The 6,000-nt window shown below is 44.8% G+C and carries 6 protein-coding genes and 2 pseudogenes; all 8 read left to right on the forward strand.

Translation table 11 applies throughout. The features are described 5' to 3' along the window. The first annotated feature begins 1,191 nt into the window (after nt 1-1,191). The 8 genes and pseudogenes from AAC155_RS18060 (at nt 1,192) to AAC155_RS18095 (ending at nt 5,829) form a co-directional block, all read left to right on the forward strand. Complete coding sequence (locus tag AAC155_RS18060; RefSeq protein WP_146748118.1) at nt 1,192-1,386, forward strand: hypothetical protein; 195 nt, start codon at nt 1,192-1,194, stop codon at nt 1,384-1,386. Nucleotides 1,387-1,401: 15 nt separating this feature from the next. Next, nucleotides 1,402-2,280 carry an integrase domain-containing protein gene (locus AAC155_RS18065; RefSeq protein ID WP_113043615.1) on the forward strand — a complete coding sequence of 293 codons (879 nt, stop codon included), beginning with the start codon at nt 1,402-1,404 and terminating at the stop codon, nt 2,278-2,280. 3 nt (nt 2,281-2,283) lie between these two features. Further along, nucleotides 2,284-2,484, forward strand: coding sequence for a helix-turn-helix transcriptional regulator (locus AAC155_RS18070; RefSeq protein ID WP_036773792.1), 201 nt, complete (start codon nt 2,284-2,286; stop codon nt 2,482-2,484). Then, nucleotides 2,481-3,104 carry an ash family protein gene (locus tag AAC155_RS18075; protein ID WP_113043616.1) on the forward strand — a complete coding sequence of 208 codons (624 nt, stop codon included), beginning with the start codon at nt 2,481-2,483 and terminating at the stop codon, nt 3,102-3,104. The genes AAC155_RS18070 and AAC155_RS18075 overlap by 4 nt, the downstream gene beginning before the upstream one ends. After that, on the forward strand, nt 3,085-3,606 hold the full coding sequence (locus AAC155_RS18080; RefSeq protein ID WP_229015568.1) for a primase-helicase zinc-binding domain-containing protein: 522 nt from the start codon (nt 3,085-3,087) through the stop codon (nt 3,604-3,606). The genes AAC155_RS18075 and AAC155_RS18080 overlap by 20 nt, the downstream gene beginning before the upstream one ends. Next, a pseudogene (locus AAC155_RS18085) lies at nt 3,607-3,981 on the forward strand (toprim domain-containing protein); the annotation flags it as partial. It lies immediately after the preceding gene. A 51-nt stretch (nt 3,982-4,032) separates the two neighbouring features. Next, nucleotides 4,033-5,025 (forward strand): annotated as a pseudogene (locus tag AAC155_RS18090) (helicase RepA family protein); the annotation flags it as partial. A gap of 552 nt (nt 5,026-5,577) precedes the next feature. Continuing rightward, nucleotides 5,578-5,829, forward strand: coding sequence for a helix-turn-helix domain-containing protein (locus tag AAC155_RS18095; RefSeq protein WP_046974925.1), 252 nt, complete (start codon nt 5,578-5,580; stop codon nt 5,827-5,829). Nucleotides 5,830-6,000 lie beyond the last annotated feature (171 nt).

Genomic DNA, 6,000 nt, shown 5'->3' on the forward strand with positions numbered 1-6,000 from the left:
AAGTAATTTGTTGTTTTTTAAGGTAATTATGGAAGTTTATGGACGTCTTTGGAAGGCCAAATGGGAAGGCCGGACTCGAATAATAAAGTAACATATTGTTTTTAAACAAATTTATTAAAAAACATTATTATGATGCCCCTTTTTATGCCCCCAAACAAAAAATTACTTACTACTATTTCATGTAACTAATTAAATTTAAATGAAAAATTAATACAACAGATATGGTGTGACTTTATTTCATTTGAGATACAAGATAACTCCGTATTCTTCCAATTCTCTTAGTTGACTTGTTAAATTTTTTAACAAGTCAACTAAGAGAGGACAAGCATAGCGCGTCAGCTAGAAAATGCCCATGTTATAGTCATCAGTAAGCTGATTTCGTCAGCGTATCTAATCAATAGTCTAACTAACTGATTAAATTATCTGTTCCCTATTGCTACGTGTTACATCCTGCGCTAACCTTGTTACACTTAATTGCTGTCATCGACAGCCGCCAATGTTTCCGAGGGATCTGTGAGGAAACGCTTTCGAGTGATCCGCTATTGCTGCCATTGACAGCACTCAATGCTTCTAAAAGGTCTGTGAAGAAGCGCTTTCGAGCGACCATACCTAAAATTCTCCCTGATCTGAAAAGAGAAGGCCGTCAGATAGCATGAGGCTGATAACCCCGCTTATCCTTTGAGAGTGGGGATCGCGAAATGAAAGCGATGAAGGTGCATTTATACATTTAACTCACTCACGGGTCTTCTATCCCAGAGGAAGCGAGTTCTTCTTATATCCAAGCGTCAGACAGGACAGCTTTAACTGCCTTTCGCTCTAATGAGATTAAGCCACGAGTTTAGCCTCATTTCATTTACGTAAGCTAAAGCATCCGGTTTGCTTGGCTCACACCTTAACTAACTGCTGCCTGAGTTATCAGGCGGTCAGGTAGGTTATTTCTCAATATCAGCATATTGCGACAGTTTTACACTACTACGGGCAACACTTTGCTATGCCATCAGGCATCAGCAAGCACCTGCCCTGCTTCTGTTTACTGACTCCGATGTTCAGGCGTCACTTTTCGCCGGTTTACCGCTGAAAGTGACGCCGCCGCATAAAGGTAACATCCACATTTACAGGCGTATGCCTGCTCAACAAATCAGTGCTTCTGTCACTGCTAATTAAGATTAAAACACCATCAAAAAGGAGAGCTTGACGATACCGAGGCTGGCTTTTGCCAGAGGGGATAACCTGCCTATGCAGGCGGTAGTACAGCGTACTCCAACCGATACCCCACAATACCTCAACAGCGTTCACTCTGGCGCACAGGTATCGTTCAAGGGCAAAGCAGATAACCCCTGTTTTGTCAGAACTGTCGCGCGCCAGAGATTTAATGTTATCAGGTGAAAAATAAGGAGTGATATGAGTCGATTAGTCAGGGAAATGCAGACCTTTGCCCGGCAGGCTGGAGGCAGTCATAAAACCTGTCATGACCGCATTCGGATAGCGAGGCGGCTAGGTGAGTTTTTGTTGAAACTGAATATTCAGGTGAAAAGCCTCAACTATTTAAAGACCAAACACATTGAAAGTTATATCCATGCCCGACTGTCTCAGGGCATAGCCAAACGCACCCTGCAAAATGAAATGTCGGCGCTCCGCCATATCTTTCTTCTGGCAGGCCGGACAAAGTTAAGTACCTCTCCCCGATTGAGTAATCAGGCATTGGGACTGAGTGGCGCCAGTCGTGCAGGGACAAAACAAGCCATTCCTGATGTGCTTTTTCAGACAATTTATCAGAAAGCAGCAAAATACGATGCCGGACTGGCAATCATCCTCCAACTTACCCGTTTGATGGGGCTACGTTCTCAGGAAGCCGTTCAGTGTTGTGCTTCGCTGAAAAGCTGGCAAAAACAGCTTAATCAGCCAGAGCCTAAGCTCCATGTAGTTTTTGGTACTAAAGGCGGCCGCCCCAGACAAACTCGTGTACTGAATGTGGACGCTGTGAAAAAAGCGGTTGATAGAGCCATTGAAATTGCAGAGCAGCGCGGCGGCAGGCTGATTGATAAACCCGATCTCAAACGAGCGATGAACTACTGGCGTGCCCATACCGCTCATCTGGGATTAACCGGCTGTTATGCCCCACATAGTTTGCGCTACGCATGGGCACAGGATGCGCTGAGGTTTTACCAAGAAAGCGATTTTACTCGTCAGGAAGCCAGGGCTTTAGTCTCAATGGATTTAGGTCATGGTGATGGTCGCGGGCGTTATGTTGAACGAGTTTACAGTCAAAAGGAGGATTGAGAAATGGCAGAGACAACCTTAATACGTCTGGCGGATGTCATGAAAAAAGTCGGTTTAAAGAAATCATGGATTTACCATTTGATGCAGCAAGGGGAATTCCCTAAATCTGTCAGTCTGGGAGCACGCTCAGTAGCATGGGTAGAAAAAGAAATTGATGAATGGATTATCAATAAAATCAACAACCGCGAGGAAACACAGGGATGAGTCTGAATGAGGCTTTTCACCTTAATTATAAGTTGATAATCAGTAAATTACTGAGGTATAGTTCACGCGCTGCGGCAAAATCCGCAGCCGGAGTTAGCGTTCCGATTAACATGATGGCAGCATTACACGCCTGTTTTAGGCTATTCAATGCTGGTGCTTTTGTACACCTGTTGTCTATGGTGGCTCAGGCAGGGGCTTCGAAAGAAGCGCCGGTTTCCATTGTGTCCGGTAACGCTAACCCTGTCTGGGCTGCCACCCTTGAGGTTAGCGTCTCTGGTGGTAGCGATAGTTCACACACAATGGAGGCTGCCTTATGGCTATACCCCCTCTTAACCTCTACCTACCACCCCAAGACTGGCTATTTTATCTACAACGTCAGCTATTCTCTCTTTCTAAGGCTTTTTCTCTGGCAGGGGTGTTTTATGCATAATTACCGCCCTGAAAACTCAGAAGAAGTACTCGACCATTGCCGGGCACTTATCAACAGTATTATTGAGCAAAATAATCTCGCATTTAAGGAAATCCTGACTTTCGTTTTATGGGAACGTATTGAACTGCTCAGTAAAATGCTGGTTGGAGAAACCACAGAGGAGGAAAGCCATGCCCTCCTTCATTTCTGATATTGTCCGGCAATCCCGCCACCGCTGGCCCGCGATCCTGTCTCAGGCAGGCATTGTTGTGCCCGCCAATAATCGTCATGGGCCTTGTCCCATGTGCGGTGGGAAAGACCGGTTCCGATTTGATGATAAAAACGGTAATGGTACATGGATTTGTAATCGGGCTAAATGCGGTCATGGAGATGGACTGGATTTATTGGCAAAATTTAAAGGCTGTCAATTAATTGAGGCGGCAAGGTGGATATCTGAGTTGTCAGAACTCCCGTCAACGGCGCCAGCCAGAAAAAAAGCCTCTGTTATTCAAGTGCCGATTGCTGAACGGGTCAATTCGTTATTAAATCAGTGTATTAAGGGCGCGAGCCCTTATTTAATTCGCAAGAGTTTAGCTGAACGTGTTTTTTTGTTCCCACCGGCTTACTGTCAAAAAACAGGCAATGTGATTTTTCCAGAAAATACACTGGTGTTACCACTGGTTAATATTGCAGGAGGATATTGCGGTGCCTAATTGATTCACCCTGACGGCAGCAAGCGATTATTACCCGGCAGTCAGTTAAAAGGGGCTTTTGCTGTTGTCCATGAACCCGATTCTTATGATGACATTATCATCACAGAAGGTTATGCCATTGGCTTATCACTGGCCGTTATTAGCCGAAACAGTGCAATCTATGCCGCCATTTCCGCTAATAACCTGCTCAATGTAGCAAAAGCGCTTAAAGCGCAACATCCGCAAGGTGTTTTTATTATCGCAGGGGATAATGATGTTGATGCAGATGAAAAGAACACAGGAAAAATTAAGGCGGAACAGGCCGCGAATGCAATACAGGGAAAGGTTGCACTGCCACCAACAGACTATCAAGCTGACTGGGATGATTACCGTAAGCAATATGGTGATGAAGCAACCCGAACAGCCTTTTATCACCAGACCGGTAAAATCACCGGTTCCCTTTCTGTGACTCGTCTCCCCACGACCTACAGCACATCATTACCTTTACGCAGAGGTTCTGAGGGCTTTGATACTCATCAGGATTATCTGATCAAAGGTCATTTGCCCAGTAACGCCTTAGCCAGTATTTACGGCCCCAGTGGTTCTTATAAATCTTTTTTGGCGGTGTCCTGGGCATGTCATATCGCCACGGGTAGAGCATGGGCAGGTAAACGCGTCAATCGGGGAGCGGTGGTTTATGTGGTCGGTGAAGGTGGTCTGGGAGTTCCGCGTCGTATCCGGGCATGGGAAAGCAGCCTGAACGATAACAGCCCGATAGATGCCCTTTACCGTATAGACTGCCCGGTGTTTCCTGCTAGTCAGGAAAGTGCTGAGCAAGTGATTTGTGCAGCGAAAGATGTCGAACAGGAAACCGGATTGCTTGTCCGTCTGATTGTACTGGACACCCTCGCCCGCTGTTTTGGCGGCTCGGACGAAAACACCGCTAAAGATATGGGCGCATTTATTCAGGGTTGCGACTATATCAAAGCCAAAACAAATGCCACCGTGCTTGTTGTGCACCATTCCGGCAAAGACCAAGATAAAGGCGCAAGAGGCTCCAGCGCCTTTCGGGCAGCACTGGATGCGGAGTTTAATATCCGCCGTGAAAATGATAAAGAAGCGCTGATATTAAGCTGTACCAAAATGAAAGATGCTGATGAACCGCCACAAGTCGCTTATGACTTGCATCCGGTCAGCATTTGTATTGATGAAGACGGCGAAGAGATTACCTCTCTGGTGTTGTCAGATCAGCCCAGACAACCGCAGGATGCCGCAGCTGGTGATATGGCACTGGCCCATGTCCGGCGTCTGTCAGGCAATCATCTGGCACTATGGGAATCTATTCGTAACCGAACAGCCCAAAGCGATTCCTGCACAAAATCACAGGTGCGGGATGACTTACGAGCGAAAAGCATTGATGTATCAAAGAAATTCAGCCGCTAGCTGGACAAACTGGAAAATGATGGATTATTGACCGTGTTGGGTGAAGATATCCGCATTAATCAACGCCACTCTAATATGGGGGAATAAATGGTAAATGTGGGGGATATTGTCAAAAATCCAGCAATGCTCCCCACTTACCACTTATTAAGCTCACCTAAATGGGGGAAGCACGTGAAACCCTTATTCTGTCTGGCTTTAAGCGATTTTAATAATATCAATGTGGGGGCAATAAAAATCCATATATCGTGGGGGACAAAATGGGGGAAGAGTAGGTATTTTCCTTCTGTCGGTATAGAGCTATTTAATTCATTCATAATGTATGCTTAACACCATCCCATTTATTAACGTCCAATAGAGTACTCACATTATTTTATAATAAGAAAATCATCTTCTCTTTATTTAAAGAAAAATAAAATGGGTAATCAATGGGGGAGTTTTATTTAAACGGGGGAAATAATAAAATAATGGTATTTTTTAACTTTAACTATTTACAGATAGAGTCCATGAAAGGATAATTATTTTATGTCACCACTCAGGAAAATATAAAATATGATTCAACAGGATTGGCATCCAGCCGATATTATTGCCGGACTGAAAAAGAAAGGAATAACATTAGCCGCTTTATCAAGGAGCGTTGGACTGGCTTCATCCACACTAGCAAATGCACTGACACGCCACTGGCCTAAAGGAGAAAGAATTATTTCTGATGCGTTAGGAGTTCCGCCTGAAATTATCTGGCCTTCCCGTTATGAAAATAACGGCATTAAAATATCCATACCAGAGAGACTTTATAATTCTTAAAAAAACATTATTAACTCAAGACATCTATTGCCCACTATTCAAAGCAGGGCACGAGCATACTTTGACTGCTATTCATCCAAAGAAAACTCTTGCCCGATAATCATCGCACCAACCCGCTTTTTTAAGCTTGTTCCTTTGGCTCGGTGCCCCGCAATCGCATTGTTTGACCAG

This window comes from Photorhabdus sp. HUG-39, assembly GCF_963878365.1.
Taxonomy (GTDB): Bacteria; Pseudomonadota; Gammaproteobacteria; order Enterobacterales; family Enterobacteriaceae; genus Photorhabdus; species Photorhabdus kayaii.

Excerpts from the sequence above, each read along its gene's own strand:
- AAC155_RS18080 (WP_229015568.1), top strand. The coding sequence starts at position 3,085 with ATGCCCTCCTTCATTTCTGATATTGTCCGGCAATCCCGCCACCGCTGG.
- AAC155_RS18075 (WP_113043616.1), top strand. The coding sequence starts at position 2,481 with ATGAGTCTGAATGAGGCTTTTCACCTTAATTATAAGTTGATAATCAGT.
- AAC155_RS18070 (WP_036773792.1), top strand. The coding sequence starts at position 2,284 with ATGGCAGAGACAACCTTAATACGTCTGGCGGATGTCATGAAAAAAGTC.
- AAC155_RS18095 (WP_046974925.1), top strand. The coding sequence starts at position 5,578 with ATGATTCAACAGGATTGGCATCCAGCCGATATTATTGCCGGACTGAAA.
- AAC155_RS18065 (WP_113043615.1), top strand. The coding sequence starts at position 1,402 with ATGAGTCGATTAGTCAGGGAAATGCAGACCTTTGCCCGGCAGGCTGGA.